Annotated in this window: 12 protein-coding genes; 5 read left to right on the plus strand and 7 right to left on the minus strand. The window is 74.5% G+C overall.

What is annotated here, in order from left to right:
• Nucleotides 1–3 precede the first annotated feature (3 nt).
• Both CHB94_RS04110 and CHB94_RS04115 read left to right on the plus strand, forming a co-directional pair.
• The gene (locus CHB94_RS04110; protein WP_089335316.1) at nt 4–1,401 is read left to right on the plus strand and encodes a DUF58 domain-containing protein; all 1,398 of its coding nucleotides are present in this window, start codon (nt 4–6) and stop codon (nt 1,399–1,401) included.
• Complete coding sequence (locus CHB94_RS04115) at nt 1,398–3,767, plus strand: transglutaminase TgpA family protein (RefSeq protein WP_089335317.1); 2,370 nt, start codon at nt 1,398–1,400, stop codon at nt 3,765–3,767. Before CHB94_RS04110 ends, CHB94_RS04115 begins: the two co-directional genes overlap by 4 nt.
• 76 nt (nt 3,768–3,843) lie before the next feature.
• Here the strand turns inward: CHB94_RS04115 and CHB94_RS04120 are convergent, their stop codons facing one another.
• Both CHB94_RS04120 and dinB read right to left on the minus strand, forming a co-directional pair.
• Entirely contained in the window at nt 3,844–4,254 is a 411-nt protein-coding gene (locus CHB94_RS04120; RefSeq protein ID WP_089335318.1) for an SCO2097 family morphological protein, read from the minus strand.
• A 125-nt stretch (nt 4,255–4,379) separates the two neighbouring features.
• Nucleotides 4,380–5,678, minus strand: coding sequence for a DNA polymerase IV (gene dinB / locus CHB94_RS04125; RefSeq protein WP_254920385.1), 1,299 nt, complete (start codon nt 5,676–5,678; stop codon nt 4,380–4,382).
• A gap of 227 nt (nt 5,679–5,905) precedes the next feature.
• On the opposite strand from dinB, the gene CHB94_RS04130 reads away from it, so the two are divergent.
• The 3 genes from CHB94_RS04130 (at nt 5,906) to CHB94_RS04140 (ending at nt 8,542) form a co-directional block, all read left to right on the plus strand.
• The gene (locus tag CHB94_RS04130) at nt 5,906–6,199 is read left to right on the plus strand and encodes a BatC protein (protein ID WP_089335319.1); all 294 of its coding nucleotides are present in this window, start codon (nt 5,906–5,908) and stop codon (nt 6,197–6,199) included.
• Nucleotides 6,200–6,498: 299 nt separating this feature from the next.
• Nucleotides 6,499–7,533 (plus strand): cupin domain-containing protein, encoded by a 1,035-nt coding sequence (locus CHB94_RS04135; protein ID WP_368073844.1) that lies wholly within the window; start codon nt 6,499–6,501, stop codon nt 7,531–7,533.
• A 25-nt stretch (nt 7,534–7,558) separates the two neighbouring features.
• The gene (locus CHB94_RS04140; protein ID WP_254920386.1) at nt 7,559–8,542 is read left to right on the plus strand and encodes a ferredoxin family protein; all 984 of its coding nucleotides are present in this window, start codon (nt 7,559–7,561) and stop codon (nt 8,540–8,542) included.
• 6 nt (nt 8,543–8,548) lie between these two features.
• Here the strand turns inward: CHB94_RS04140 and CHB94_RS04145 are convergent, their stop codons facing one another.
• The 5 genes from CHB94_RS04145 to CHB94_RS04165 all read right to left on the minus strand — a co-directional run bounded on the left by CHB94_RS04145 (nt 8,549) and on the right by CHB94_RS04165 (nt 13,637).
• Nucleotides 8,549–9,739 carry an alkaline phosphatase family protein gene (locus CHB94_RS04145; RefSeq protein ID WP_089335321.1) on the minus strand — a complete coding sequence of 397 codons (1,191 nt, stop codon included), beginning with the start codon at nt 9,737–9,739 and terminating at the stop codon, nt 8,549–8,551.
• Complete coding sequence (locus CHB94_RS04150) at nt 9,736–10,503, minus strand: class I SAM-dependent methyltransferase (RefSeq protein ID WP_254920387.1); 768 nt, start codon at nt 10,501–10,503, stop codon at nt 9,736–9,738. Before CHB94_RS04150 ends, CHB94_RS04145 begins: the two co-directional genes overlap by 4 nt.
• A gap of 64 nt (nt 10,504–10,567) precedes the next feature.
• Complete coding sequence (locus CHB94_RS04155) at nt 10,568–11,053, minus strand: VOC family protein (RefSeq protein WP_089335322.1); 486 nt, start codon at nt 11,051–11,053, stop codon at nt 10,568–10,570.
• A 112-nt stretch (nt 11,054–11,165) separates the two neighbouring features.
• Complete coding sequence (locus CHB94_RS04160) at nt 11,166–12,737, minus strand: HNH endonuclease signature motif containing protein (protein ID WP_089335323.1); 1,572 nt, start codon at nt 12,735–12,737, stop codon at nt 11,166–11,168.
• Nucleotides 12,738–13,253: 516 nt separating this feature from the next.
• Nucleotides 13,254–13,637, minus strand: a complete 384-nt coding sequence (locus CHB94_RS04165; protein ID WP_176445408.1) for a nuclear transport factor 2 family protein — start codon at nt 13,635–13,637, stop codon at nt 13,254–13,256.
• Nucleotides 13,638–13,745 lie beyond the last annotated feature (108 nt).

Genomic DNA, 13,745 nt, shown 5'->3' on the forward strand with positions numbered 1-13,745 from the left:
GCCGTGCCGACGCCGGCGAGCCGCGTGCTCTCCTCACTGACCGTCCGCGGACGGTGCGTCGTGGCCGGTGCGGTCACGTTGCTGCTCGTCGGTGCCCTCCTCGGCGAGCGGCCGCTCGTGCAGCTGGCGATCTTCACCCTGGCCCTGCCGCTCGTCTCGGCCCTGACGGTGGCCCGGGAGCGCTTCCGGCTCAGCGCCCGGCGCACGGTCACGCCGCCCCGCGTCCCGCGCGGGGAGACCGCGGACGTCGTCCTCGAGATCGCGAACGCCGACACCCGGATGGGTGGACTGTGGGTGCTGACCGAGCACGTGCCGGGCGAGCTGGGCACGTCGCCGGTGTTCGTGGTCGAGCGACTGGCCGCAGGGGCGCGCACGACGCTGCGCTACCGCGTGCACGGCCACCGGCGAGGCCGGCACACCCTCGGCCCGCTGCGGCTGCGGCTGGTCGACCCGTTCGGACTGGTGGAGCGCGGCGCCGTCGGTGCCGACAGCGCACCCCTGCTCGTCGTCCCCCGCGTGCGGCCGCTCGTTGCCGGCGGCCCGGCCGGTGGGCAGGGTCGTGGCGGCGAGGGCTCCCGCCGGTCGATCGCCGTGCAGGGCGAGGACGACGTCAGCACCCGGGAGTACCGCCACGGCGACGATCTCCGGAAGGTCCACTGGCGCGCGACCGCCCGCACCGGCGAGCTCATGGTGCGGCTCGAGGAGCGGCCGTGGCGGGCGCAGGCCACCCTCCTCCTGGACACGCGCGCACGCGCCCACCTGGTGGCGCCGCACGCTCGGCCTGCCGGCCGGACCGACCGTCCCCGGCCGGGCCCCGCCGGAGACGACGCGCCACCGCTGGACAGTCTGGAGTGGGTGGTGGAGGCCGCCGCCAGCATCGGGACGGACCTCGCCCGCCGGGGCGCCACGCTCCGGGCGGTCACCGCGACCGGCGAACTCCTCCCCTCCGCGGGACGCGGCCAGCTGAGCGCGGAGGATCTGCTCGACCGGCTCGCCGGCGTCGGGCCCTCCCGTGTCTCGGGCCTCGACATCGGGGTGGAGCAGGCGTGCCGGGCCGCCGGCGAGGGGCCGGTCGTCTGCCTGCTGGGTGCCGTGGGCCCCGACGACGTCGTGTCGCTCATCCGCGGCCGCTCCGGACCGACGACCGACCTGGCCGTGCTCACCGACATCGAGAGCTGGGTGGACACCGGGCACGGCCGCGGTCACCGGGGGCCGTCGGCCGCCTCGCGCGGCGCGCTGGCCGCCCAGCGCGAGGAGGCCGCGACCCTCCTGCGGGCGGCGGGCTGGCGGGTGGCCGTCGCCCGCGCCGACACCGCCGTCGCCGAGGTCTGGGCCACCCTGGGCGCTCCGGCGCAGGCGGACCCGGTCACCGTCGCGGGTCTGCACGGAGGCAGGACGTGAACGACCAGGACGTCCGGACCGCGGGAGCCGCGGCGCTGGCAACCCTCCTCGGGGCCGCGGCGCTGACGCCGGTCTACACCTCCGCCGCGTGGCTGGGGCCCGTGGTGGCGGTGGTGCTGACCGTCCTGGCCGGCGGACTGCTGCTGCGGGCGGGCGGGGCGGCTCTCCGGACCGGCCTGACTCGCGGGCGCGCCGCCTCCGACGACCTGTCGGCGCTCGGTGTGGTCCTGGTGCCGGTGGGCCAGCTGGCGCTGGTCCTGTGTGTCCTCACCGCTCTGTTCGCACCCGCGCGGGCGGTCGCGGGACTCCTGCCGACGGAGGCGAGTCTCCGGCAGCTCGCCGCGGTGCTGAGCGAGGGCCTGGCCGAACTCCGCGAGCAGGCGACCCCGGCGCTCCCGCTCACCGGCCTGCTGGCACTGACCGCCGTGTTCGTGGGCCTGATCGCCGTCCTGGTGGACCTGGTGACCGTGGCCGGACGGCAGGGCGGCCTCGCCGGGCTCGGGCTGCTGGTCCTCTACTGCGTACCGGTGGTGACGATCACCGGAACGATCGGGCTGGTCGCGCTGGTGGCACCGGCCGCGGGTCTGGCGCTCCTGCTGTGGACCGACCAGCGCCGACGGCTGGCCGACTCCGGGCGGGCGACCCGGCGCGCCCTGGGCACCGGCGGAGTGGCCGCGCTGCGGATCGGGGCGGTCGCCCTCGTGGCGGGCCTGGTGCTCGGACCCCTGGTGCCGACCCTGACGGAGGGCTCGCTCGCCACCGGGCTCGGAGGCGGGTCCGGCAGTGCCACTGGCACCTCGCTGGACCCGGTGGCGGCGATGCAGGGCCAGCTGACGCTGCCCGAGCCGATCCACCTGCTGCAGGTGGAGACCTCGGTGGAGGACCCGGGCCATCTCCGAGCCGTGGCCATCGACGAGTACGACAACGAGTCCGGCTGGACGCTGAGCAACATGCGCGGCGAGGAATCCGTCGCCGACGACGACCGCCTGGCCCCGCTCCCGGAGCGCCTGTCGAACCGGCCGGTCACCGTGACGATCCAGGTGCTGGAGCACGACGACCGATTCCTGCCGATGCCCTTCTCCCCGCTGTCGGTCCGCCTGGACGACGACGGGGACGACGGCTGGCGCTTCGACCCCGACACCGGAACCGTCTACGGCCGTGAGGTGACCAGCGGCGGCCGGAGCTACACGGTCACCGCCGTCGAGCCCCGCCCCACGGCGGCCGAGCTCGCCGAGGCGCGCCCGCTGGCGCCGGGCAGCCCGATCCAGCAGCAGTTCACCGCACTCCCCCTCCTGGACCCGCGGGTCACCGATCGGGTCGCCGAGGTGACCGCCGGGGCCGACACGCCCTACGAGCGGGTCTCCCGCATCCACGGCTTCCTGACCGACCGCGCCAACGGCTTCACCTACAGCCTCTCGACCGCGCCCGGCACCAGCGGTGACGACCTCGTGGACTTCCTGCAGCTGCGCCGCGGCTACTGCGAGCAGTACGCCGGCGCGATGGCGGTCATGGTGCGGGCCGCCGGCGTGCCCGCCCGGGTCGCGCTGGGATACACGCCCGGCACCGAGCGGGACGACGGCAGCCGCCTCATCACCAGCGACGACGCGCACGCCTGGGTGGAGGTGTACTTCGAGGACCTGGGCTGGGTGCCCTTCGACCCGACGCCCATCGCCCGCGACCGCGCCGTCGACCTGCCGTGGGCGCCCCGCGCGGACGAGCGGGACGACACCGACGGCCGGGCCGAGGCGCCCGCGCCCACCGTGCCCGCGCGGCCCCTCCCCTCCGTTCCGCAGCACCGCGACCCCGGCGCCGCCCCGACCGTGCCGTCGGGCCAGGGTGCCGACGACCTGCTGTGGCGGCTCGCCGGCGGGCTGGGCATCACCGCGCTGGCCGGCGCGCTCGTGGCGACGCCGGCCGGAGTGCGCGCCCTGCAGCGGCGGCGCCGCGTCGCCGCGGGCACCGCAGGGGCCCTGTGGGACGAGCTGACCGCGAGTGCCCTGGACGCCGGGGTGCGGCTGCACCCGGCCTGGACGCCCCGGCAGTCGGCGCGCGAGCTGGGCGCCGTCCTGGCCCGCTCGGGGGCGTCCGGCGGGCCGGGTACCGACGCGGTCGTGCGACTGGCCCTGGCCGAGGAGGCGGCCAGCTACGGGCCGACCGCCGGGGAACGGGCACATCCCGACCTGCCCGTGGCGCTGCAGACGGCACGCAAGGCCCTCCTGGGCTCGCTGCCTCCCGGGAAGCGGCTGCGGGCGCGGATCTGGCCGGCGTCCCTCGTCAGCGGCGCCGGGAGCCGGCTGGTGGCGGAGGCGGGCCGACGGCTGTCCCTGCACCGGATCCGGCGGGGGCGGCGGACGCGGACGGTCTGACCTGCGCCCCGGACGACGTGAGCCGCCGTCCGGGCGGACAGCGGCTCACGGCGGGAGCGGGACGGCGCCCCGGCAGCTACTGGTCGTAGCGGCGGCGGAAGCGCTCCTCGAGACGGTTCTTCAGCGGCTGACGGCCGGCGCGACCACCACGGCCGGAACGACCGGGGCCGGCCGGGCCACGGCTCCCGGCGGGCGGGCTGCCGGCCTCGACCACGCCGGTCGCGGCCTTGTAGTTGAGGACGCCGAGGGTGACGCCGGCGAAAGCGACCAGGAAGCCGAAGACCCCCAGCGGCACCGATCGGGCGACCGCGCCGCCGACGAGGACGGCCAGACCGACCACGACGAGGCCCGCGCCGACCTGCAGCTTGCGGCGTGCTTTCAACCGGCGGTCACCGGTGCGTACGGACGAGGCGAACTTGGGATCGTCATCGACGAGGGCGCGCTCGATCTGCTCCAGCAGACGCTGCTCGTGTTCGGAGAGCGGCACGTCGACCTCCAGGTGGGCGGAGCCAGGGCCGTCGGTGGCTCCCGCCGACGGTGACTTCGAGGATACGAGGCCTTTGCAGGCTGCGAAAGGCGACCGCGCGGCGACCGGTCAGGATCATCTCGCGATCACTCCTCGGGGTACTCAACGGCCGATCCCCCGCTCGGGTTCCGCGCCGTCCTCGGGAGCGAATCCGCGCTGGTCCGCCCCGTGCCCGGCCGTCCCGTGCCCGGCCGTCCCGTCCGAAGCAGCAGCGTCGCCGGCCGCACCGCGCCGGCACCGAACCGGCGAGCGGCCCGGTCCGCGGCCAGCTCGGCGTCCCGGCGGCCGCGCTCCCGGGCACCGAGCTCCAGCTGTCGGGGCGCGGACCCGGCGTCGACCAGGCGTTCGGCTCGCACCCCAACCAGCCGGATGCGGGCCCGGTCGAGACCGAGCGCGTCGAAGAGGGCGCGGGCGGTGTCGTACAGCTCCTGGCCGACGTCGGTGGGCACGTCGAGGGTGCGGCTGCGGGTGATCGTGGCGAAGTCGGCGAACCGGACCTTGATGCTCACCGTGCGGGCCAGCCATCCGCCGGAGCGGAGCCGGCCCGCTGTCCGCTCGGACAACAGCAACAGCTCGCGGTGGATGACGGCCGGGTCGTCGACGTCGGTGCCGAAGGTCTCCTCGTGACCGGTCGACTTCTCCGGCTCGTCCGGCACCACCCGCCGGGGGTCCCTGCCCCAGGACAGCTCGTGCAGGTGCGTGCCGACCGCCGCTCCCAGTCCGCGTTGCAGGGTCTTCACCGGCACGTGCGCGAGGTCGCCGACCGTGCGCAGCCCCAGTCGGAGCAGCGACTCCTCCGTCTTGGGGCCCACTCCCCAGAGCGCCCCCACCGGCAGCGGGTGCAGGAAGTCCATGACCTCCGGCGGGCGGACGATCAGCAACCCGTCGGGCTTGGCCCGGGCGGAGGCGAGCTTGGCGACGAACTTGGTGCCCGCCACCCCGACCGAGCAGGTGATCCCCTGCTCGTCGAAGACGCGGGCGCGCAGGTACTCACCGATCTCCGCGGCGTCACCCAGCCGGCGCCCGGCCCCGGACACGTCGAGGAAGGCCTCGTCCAGCGACAAGGGCTCCACGAGAGGGGTGACCGAGCGGAACAGCGCCATCACCGACCGGGAGACCTCGGTGTAGAGCGCCATGTCCCCCGGCAACACCGTCGCCGTCGGGCACAGCCGCAGGGCCCGGGCGGTCGGCATGGCCGCGTGCACGCCGTAGCGGCGGGCCTCGTAGGTGGCCGAGGTGACCACGCCCCGGTTGCCGGCCCCGCCGACGATCACCGGGGTCCCGGCCAGCTCGGGACGTCGCCGCACCTCGACGCTGGCGAAGAACGCGTCCATGTCGACGTGCAGGACGCTGCATCCCTCCGCCCGCCCGGCCGGCGATCCCACGAAACCCTCCTCTCGCATCGAACACCTGTTCGACGGCTGGGGGGAGACTAACGGGCCCGGGCGGCGACGCGCGCGTGTCGGCGCCCGCCGTCTCGCGCCGCTGGGACCGGCGCTGGAGCCGGTCCCCGAGATGGTGGGAGTACAGGTGTCGAACGAGGATGGCCGAGGTAAGCAGCGACGGTGGGCTGCCGTCCGGCAGCCGACGATCGATCCTGGACGGAGATGCCATGGCGCTCGACGACGACATGACCAGCACGGAGGGCCCGGCCGACGGTGGGGCGTCCGGCACGCCGGGAGCCCGCGACGGCGGTGCCGACGGCGGAGCGGACGGCGGCGCGGACGGCGGTGCCGATGGGGGTGCCGATGGCGGCGCCGATGGGGGTGCCGATGGCGGCGCGGACGGCGGCGCGGACGGCGGTGCCGATGGGGGTGCCGATGGCGGCGCGGACGGCGGCGCGGACGGTGGCGCGGACGGCGGCGCGGACGGCGGTGCCGATGGTGGCGCGGACGGTTCCGCCTGACCGAGGACCCGAGCACCCAGGGCCGGGCGGAGCATGAGTTCCGCCCGGCCCTGTGGCGGTGCACGAACATCGATCCGCAGGTCTTCGCCGAGCGGTACTGGGCCCGCCGCCCCCTGCTGACCCGCGCCGCGGACACCGGCGGTTCCTTCACCGACCTGCTGGACCTGCCCGCCGTCGACGAGCTGCTCTCCCGCCGCGGGCTGCGCACCCCTTTCCTGCGCATCGCCAAGGACGGCGCCGTCGTCGATCCCGAGCGCTTCACGACCTCCGGGGGCGCGGGCGCCGAGATCGCCGACCAGGTGTCCTCCGACGCTGTCCTGCGACTGTTCGCCGAGGGCAGCACCGTCGTGCTGCAGGGTCTGCACCGGCTCTGGCCGCCGCTGATCGAGTTCGCCGACCAGCTGGCCGCCGATCTCGGCCACCCCACCCAGGTCAACGCCTACATCACCCCGCCGTCCTCACGCGGGTTCAGCCCGCACTACGACGTGCACGACGTCTTCGTCCTGCAGGTGGCCGGTGAGAAGCACTGGACCATCCACGAGCCGGTGCTCCGCGACCCGCTGCGCACCCAGCCGTGGAACGACCGCGCCGCCGACGTGGCCGCGGCGGCCGAGCGCGAGCCGGTGATCGACGCCGTCCTGCGCCCCGGTGACGCGCTCTACCTACCCCGGGGCTTCCTGCACTCGGCCACGGCGCTGGGCGAGATCAGCGCCCACCTGACCATCGGCGTCCACTCCGTCACCCGGTGGGCCGCAGCCGAGTCGGCGCTCGACCTCGTGCGCACCCTCGCCGCCGACGATCCGGAGCTGCGCGGTTCCCTGCCCCTCGGCCTCGACCTGGGCGATCCCGACTCGGTGCGCGAGGACGTCGCCGCGGTCATCACCGGCCTCCGGGACTGGCTGGACCGCGTCGACCCCGCCGAGGTCGCCGACCGGCTGCGGGCCCGTACCTGGGCGCAGGTGCGCCCGGAGCCGGTGGCCCCACTGGCGCAGTCGACCGCCGCGGCCGCGCTCACGCCCGAGACCGTGCTGCGGCTGCGCCGCCGGTTGCGTTGCTCCCTCCGGGACGGCGCCGACGGCCGGCCGACCCTGCTCGCCGGACGGCGCTCGCACTCCTTCCCCGCCGACGTGCGGCCGGCGTTGACGGCGCTCCTGGCGGCCGGGGAGCTGAAGGTGGGGGACCTTCCCGGGCTGGAGCCCGCCGACCGGATCACCCTGGCCCGGCGGCTGGTCACCGAGGCCGTCGTCACCGTCACCGATGCCACCCTGGCCGATGCGGGAACAGCCGGCGGGCACGATGGGACCCGTGACGACGCACCCGGGACCGGCCGATGATCGGCCCGCGGACCCGGTGGGGGGCGTGACGGCCGCCGGAAGCGCCCCGCCCGACGCGACCGTCCCCGACGACGTCCTCGGCACCGAGGTGCCCGCCCGACCCCTGGGGCGGCTCGACGCCGGCCGGTGCTCGGTCCAGGCCCTGGCCCGGGGCGACTCCCCCGTCGCCACCGCCTCCCCCGCCCAGCGCTGGCTGCTGATCGAGCAGCCCGGGCCGTGGGGGCGTGAGGCGCTGACCGAGTCACGGTTCGACGCCGACGTGGCGCCGATGCTGGCCAGACGGTCGCGCGAGGAGGGTGTGCGGCTGCTCCTCGTCCGCCGGCCCGGGGGGCGGCTGGCCGACTCCGGGCGCCGGTGGGCCTATGCCGACAGCCGCCCCGGACGGGAGGGGCTGTGGTGGTCGGTCCGGACGTCCGACGCCGAACTGGTCACCGCTCCATGGGACGGCTCGGTCGGCGAGGCGGCGCCGGGACCCACGTACCTGGTGTGCACGCATGGCGGACACGACGCCTGCTGCGCGCTGCGCGGGCGGCCACTCGCCCGGTCACTCCCCGCACCAGGGGCTGACGATGTCTGGGAGTGCAGCCACCTCGGAGGTGACCGCTTCGCGGCGAACGTCGTGGTGCTGCCGCACGGCTTCTACTACGGACAGGTCCCCGGTGATGGCTCCGACCTGGTCGCCGCTCACGGCCGCGGGCAGGTGGCGCTGCCTTGGCTGCGCGGCCGGGCCGGCGTCCCGGCGCCGGGGCAGGCCGCCCAGCACTTCGCCCGCGGCGAACTGGGGCTGTTCGGCATCGACGACCTGCCGGTGGTGTCGGTGGAGCAGCGGACACCGCCGGGGTCGGAGGTCGAGCGCTGGCTGGTGATCCTCGCCGGCCCGGACGGCGAGGTCGTCACCAGCGTGGAGAGCCGCCCGTCCGCCGACGCAGCCCATCTCACCTGCCGGGCGACCCATCCGGCGCACTCCCGCACCTGGCACGTGACGTTCGCGGGCGGTCCGGTGGCCTGACCGGCGTCAGCCCAGCGCGCGCCCCCGGGCGACCAGCAGGGGGATCGCCAGCTCGGTCGCGGTCAGTGAGCCGTGGTAGGCGACCAGGCGGCTGGGCCCCGGCTCCAGGCGTGGGGTGGTCAGTGCCCAGGTGCCCCGCGCGAGCGCGACCACGTCCCCGATCCGCGCCGCCACCGCGTCGTCGACCGGGCCGAAGATGCCGCTGGCGACGGCGTCCTCCCGGCTGACCACCCACGCACGGTGGCCCAGGACCTCGCGCCAGCTGTGCAGCACGTCGTCCTCGGCCCCGGGCTCGGCGTGCACGTAGCGGGCTCGCGGCTCTCCCGCCAGCAGCCGGACGCCGTCGGAGAGATCGGGCTCCTCGTCCAGGTCCACGCGGGTGACGTCGGGGACGTCGAGCATCCCGTGGTCGGCGGTGACCAGGAGTGCGGCATCGTCGGGCAGGCCCGCGACGAGTTCCTCGACGACCCGATCGACGAAGGCCAGCTGGGCCCGCCAGCTCGGCGAGTCCACTCCGCGCACGTGGCCGGTGAGGTCGAGCTCGGGGATGTAGCCGTAGACGAGCGCGCGCGGCGTGGCGGCCAGAGCGCCGAGGACCAGGGCGCAGACGTCTCCGTGGCTGACGGCACCGGTGTAGGTCGCGCCCCGATAGACGGCGCGGGTGAGCCCGGAGCCGGCATAGGCGTAGGGCCCCACCGCAGTGGCCGACACCCCGGCCGTCTCGGCCTGCTCGAAGACGGTGCGCCGGGCCTGCCAGACGGCGGGGTCGGGGTCGTCGACCCATTGGACGTGGTTGAGTGTCCGGCCCTCCCCCGTTGCGCCGCCCTCTCCGGGGACGAGGGTGACGAAGCCGAGGATGCCGTGACTGCCCGGCGGAAGCCCGGTGCCGAGGGTCGCGAGACTGACCGGGGTGGTGCTGGGGCAGGGGGCCGACAGGTCCCCGACCGGGCTGCTGAGCGCGGCGAGGGTGGGTGCGAACTCGGCGTGGGCGCGGACGAGGTCGGCGCCGAGGCCGTCGATCAGCAGCACGGCCACGCGACGAGCGCCGCCGAGGACCCCGGTCAGGTCGAGCGGGTCGCGGGCCAGGGCACCGCGGCCCACCGGGACGCCGAGCGCCGTGGCTGCACCGGGCAGCACGTCGGCCAGGGTGGCGGCGCCGTACGGCGGCACCGCCAGGTCCGGCGGCAGCGGGATCACGGACGAGCGGCCAGGACGTGCAGGCCGGTCGCGATGTCGCGGTAGGGCGAGGCTTCGGCGAGGGCCAGCTCGAGCGCGCGGACGGCCCGCGGATCGGCGCCGGAGGTGGACTCGAGCAGGTCGGCGACGACGGACACACCGCGCCACGTCCCCGGACGCAGGCCGGCACCCTCGACGAGGGCGAGCAGATCGGCCGGGGTGAAGCGCCGACGTGCCGGCCGGGCGCGGCCGGGCGCCGGGTCACGGTCCTCGAGGAGGGCGAGGGCCTCGACGGGGTGACCTGCCACGGCTCGGGCGAGGACGGCGCCGGCGCGGTTGACCGTCGCGATGCTCACCTGGCCGCCCGGTCGAAGGGCCCGGGCGATCTCCCGGAGGGTGACCGCCGGGTCGTCGACCACCTCCAGCACGTAGTGGCAGAGCGCCACGTCATAACCGCTGTCGGATGTTCCCGCGCCGTCGTCGGTGACCGGCAGCACCTCGTGCAGCAGGTCGCCGTCGCCCTGGACGGCGTGCACCCGGGCACCGGCCCCGGCGGTGTCGGCCCGGCGGCGCAGGGTGGCCAGGGCGTCGGCGCTGGGGTCGACGACGGTGACGTCGTGGCCGAGCCGGGCCAGCGGGACGGCGAACATGCCACTGCCGCCACCGACGTCGAGCACCCGGAGGGGACTGCCCGCACCGACCAGCGGGTCGAGGGCGGCCCAGACGGCGGCGGTCCGGGCGGGCATCTGCTCCGCGGTCGGCGAGGCAGGGGACGACGACGTCACCTGCGGAAGCCTAGTGGCGGTCCCCTGTCGTCACAGGCTGCCGCTACCGGCCACCGCCGGCGGGTCAGGCCGAAACGCTGTCGGCGGCGCGCCGGATCTCGGCGATGTCGATGCGCTTCATCTGCAGCATGGCCTGGGTGGCACGCTGCGCCCGACCGGGGTCGGGATCGTTGAGCAGGCTCATGAGCTCGGTGGGGACGACCTGCCAGGAGACGCCGAACTTGTCCTTGAGCCAGCCGCACTGGCTCTCCTCGCCGCCCTCGGTGAGCCGGGTCCAGTAGTGGTCGGCCTCCTCCTGGTCGCGGCACATGATCTGGAAGGAGATCGCCTCGGTGAACGGGAACTGGGGGCCGCCGTTGAGGCCGGTGTAGGGCTGCCCGTCGAGGGTGAACTCGACGGTCAGGACGTCGCCCTCCTTCATCGGTGGGGGCATGTTCGGCCCGTAGCGGGTGACGTCGCCGATGCTCGAGTTCGGAAAGATCGAGGTGTAGTGCTCGGCGGCCTGCTCGGCCGTGCCGTCGAACCACAGGCACGGGATCTGCTTGGGCATGACTGCGTCCTCTCTCTCGCCGGCCGGACTGCCGGTGCGAGGGGTTGACCGTGCCCCTCCCCGAAACTCATCGAAAGACCGCAGCGATCGCCGGGTGCCGTCGATCCGCCGCTCAGAACGGGACGACGTCGACGCCTTCGGCGTACCCGAGAGGTGGCCCCAGCTCGTAGGGCTCCAGGAATGCGAGACCCGGTGGTCGGCTGACCCGTGTGACACCGCTGGGCGTGGTGACGAGCAGAGCGCCGTCGCCGTCGAGATGGAAGGCCCAGCCCGGGGCATGTGTCTTCAGCCGGTGGTGCCGGCGACACAGACAGCACAGGTTGGCACAGTCGGTCGGCCCGCCGTCGGCGTGCGCCACGACGTGATCGAGATCCGTCCAACCCGCCCTGTTGCGGCAGCCGGGATGACGGCACTGCCTGTCGCGGGCCCTCACCCACCTGCGTTGCGCTGCGGTGGGTGCGTAGCCCCCGGAGCGCGGCGGACGTTGCACCACGGGACAGCGGCAGTTCTCGTCGGAGTGGGAAGGACAGCCACGGCGCACGGCTCGCTCGAGCTCTCGCCGCGTCAGCGTGGCGAGCAACGCGCCCCCGGCTCCGAGCACATCCACGTGCAGCGAACCACCGGTCGGTGCCTGGAGCCCGCCGGGGCACACGGCATCCAGAGCGGTGAGCAATGCCCGCAGGTGCGCAGCGGTGATCGGCTCCCCCTCGACCTCGGCGACACCCGTCGGCGGGCCACCGATCTCGGGGGCGGACGGGTCGGGCAGAAGAGAGTTCAGCGGTGCGATCACCCGGAGCTCGGCGGTGACCGGACTCCGGGTGGCGTCCCACGGTCGGAGCGTCAGCGCGGCCGAGACCTCGGCGCGGATCTGACCGATCGGCCGCGGGTCGCCATCGAGCTTGGCCTGTCGGGCATGGGTGTCCACCGCGCTGTACATGGCGGCGGCCATGGGCTGCGGAAGGACGGTCACCAGCTCTGCCATGCCGTCGAGCGCTGACCGGCGGAGCAGCACGTCAGCGGCCGACTCTGCCTGCTTCCGGCGACGCTCGGCGGCCTCCGCATCGCGACGGACGATCTCGGCGCGCACGAGGGCCTGCAGCCGAGTGACCGGCAGTTCCGGTGCCTGCGGCAGGACGACGGCCTCCACGGTCGCGAGCACGTGCGGATCGAGGTCCGCTCCGTGCCGGTCGACCTCGCGGGCGATGGCACGGGCGCGAGCCCAACTCAGCTCTCCGTCAGCCAGCGCCGCCCAGGTCTCCGACAGCCGGTGCACCAGGGTCAACGCCACCCCGGCCAGCCGGGTGGCCTCGGCGCGGGAGCAGTTGAGGATCAGCGCCAGCTCGTCGGGGAAGAACTCCGAGATGCCCTCCAGCGCGGCGCTGGAACATGCCCAGCCGGAGGAGGCGGCGCCCGGTCGCCCAGGAGCGCGGTCGCGGTCGTCGCGACGACGGGCGGCCAGCGCGGCGATCATCTCCACCCGGTAGGCCCACAGCCTGCTGTCGGCGATGTTCGCCCGCCGCATCTCCTCGGCCAGTCCGGCATCGCAGCGGGACGCCACCGGCATGAGCTCGCCGAGCCGCGTCGGATGCACGTCCACGCCGGCCGGGAGGACCTCGGCCGGCCACGGGGACGTGTCGAGCTGGTTCACCGTCAGCCCGACACCGAAGCCACCGCCTTCGAACACATGAGCGAGGCTACGGCGGGGGTACGACAGTTCCGCTGGTCCCCGCAACGGCGGTGTTCACGCGGAGCCGGCCAATCAGGCGCCATTCGAGACGGCCCGCTCGCTCGCCAGGAGCCGGCTCGCCGGGCTGACTCGACGTGAATGGGTGAGCCCTGCAACGTACGGCGAAGGCGTCTTCTGCGGGACAGCCCTATCTGCGGCCGGTCGGGTTTCCGCAGTGGGCGCTGCATGGGGTGTGGCTGGCCGGCCTTGTGCGACGCCCCGTGGGGCGGTTCCGGGTGCGGTGATGCTGATGCATCGCCGACCCGGCGCGCCGACCAATCAGGACCTGAAAAAGTGTTCGTGTTCGACCCCGACAGCCCGTTCGAATCATAGGGCCGTCTTCATCCGACCTAGTCGTCGCGCATTCCGTTCGGCGCCGGTTGAACCAGCCGACTCCGGAGACAAGGGAAGCTGCACCAAGACTTGAGGACTGGATGGCATTCCGATCGCTTTGCGCGCTACCAGGAGCGCGGATCAGACGCTCCAATCGACATAGTCGGCGAAATGTGTCGCGACGCCGCCCGACATGCGCCAGACGTGAGCACATGGCGCGTCGAGTGTTCGACCTTCGCTGTCTCTGCCGACAAAGCGGCCGGTCACGACGATCTGGTCACCGGCGTCCAGGAACTGGTCGGTCTCGAGGCCTACGACACCAGGACCACCCCAGTACTGCACGAACGACGTCCACACATCCTTCACGACGCTCTCGCGACCATGCCAGATTCCGCTGTACGGCATTCCTCTGCCGTGCTCAACCCACTCGACATCCGGAGCCAGGATCTGGCTGGCAACATCGAAGTCCCCGCGACTGAACGCCCGGTAGGCATCCTGAAGTGAGACCACATCCGACTGTGACATCGCAGCACCCCTTCCCGCGAGGCGACCATCCTGCATCCACCCGAGGTCCATTTCCAGAGCCGTTGGTCCTTCCTCGGGGTGCGTAGACGCCTACCGAGGAGGAACGGG

This window comes from Blastococcus mobilis (assembly GCF_900188025.1).
In the GTDB taxonomy this organism is placed as follows: domain Bacteria; phylum Actinomycetota; class Actinomycetes; order Mycobacteriales; family Geodermatophilaceae; genus Blastococcus_B; species Blastococcus_B mobilis.